Source organism: Alteromonas sp. 4NH20-0056 (assembly GCF_057539655.1).
This window is the reverse complement of the sequence record NZ_BAAJLS010000027.1, coordinates 1-1,245: the sequence shown is the minus strand read 5'-3', so window position 1 is coordinate 1,245 and position 1,245 is coordinate 1. Positions and strand designations below refer to the sequence as shown.

Annotated in this window: 1 protein-coding gene; it reads right to left on the bottom strand. The window is 45.9% G+C overall.

Annotated elements, in window-relative coordinates; all coding sequences use genetic code 11:
• Positions 1-61: 61 nt before the first annotated feature.
• Complete coding sequence (tuf, locus tag AC27EZ_RS18090) at positions 62-1,243, bottom strand: elongation factor Tu (RefSeq protein ID WP_487136657.1); 1,182 nt, start codon at positions 1,241-1,243, stop codon at positions 62-64.
• Between the last annotated feature and the right edge of the window lie 2 nt (positions 1,244-1,245).

Sequence of the window (1,245 nt, the reverse complement as noted above, 5' to 3'; positions counted from 1 at the left end):
AAACAGACACAAAAAAGGCGCTCTATTGAGCGCCTTTCTTTTATGCATTGGTTTGCTTAGATTAAAGAATCTTAGCTACAACACCAGCACCTACAGTACGGCCACCTTCACGGATAGCGAAGCGTAAACCTTCGTCCATCGCGATTGGTGCAATAAGTTCTACTACGAACTTAAGGTTGTCACCAGGCATTACCATCTCTACGCCTTCTGGAAGCTCTACAGCACCAGTTACGTCAGTTGTACGGAAGTAGAACTGTGGACGATAGCCTTTGAAGAATGGAGTATGACGGCCACCTTCGTCTTTGCTTAGTACGTATACTTCAGCTTCAAATTTAGTGTGTGGGTTGATTGAACCAGGCTTCGCTAGTACTTGACCACGTTCAACGTCTTCACGCTTAGTACCACGTAGAAGAACACCAACGTTCTCACCAGCGCGACCTTCGTCAAGAAGTTTACGGAACATTTCAACACCAGTACAAGTCGTCTTAACTGTATCTTTGATACCAACGATTTCTACTTCTTCACCAACTTTAACGATACCTTGCTCTACACGACCTGTTACAACTGTACCACGGCCTGAGATTGAGAATACGTCTTCAATTGGAAGGATGAACGGCTTATCGATAGCACGCTCTGGCTCTGGGATGTATGAATCAAGCGCTTCACCAAGCTCGATGATTTTCTTTTCCCATTCTGCGTCGCCTTCAAGGGCTTTAAGTGCAGAACCTTGGATAACTGGAAGGTCATCGCCAGGGAATTCATATTCAGTAAGAAGTTCACGAACTTCCATTTCTACTAGCTCTAGAAGCTCTTCATCATCAACCATGTCACATTTGTTCATGAACACGATCATGTAAGGAACACCAACCTGACGACCAAGTAGGATGTGCTCACGAGTCTGAGGCATAGGGCCGTCAGTCGCAGCTACTACTAGGATCGCGCCGTCCATCTGTGCAGCACCGGTGATCATGTTTTTAACGTAATCAGCGTGTCCTGGGCAGTCTACGTGAGCGTAGTGACGAGTAGGAGTGTCATACTCTACGTGAGATGTAGAGATGGTGATACCACGAGCTTTCTCTTCAGGCGCGTTATCGATTTGATCGAATGCCTGAGCTGAACCACCATATGTCTTTGAAAGAACAGTAGTGATTGCTGCAGTAAGGGTAGTTTTACCGTGGTCAACGTGGCCGATAGTACCCACGTTTACATGGGGTTTCGTACGTTCAAACTTTTCTTTTGCCATTT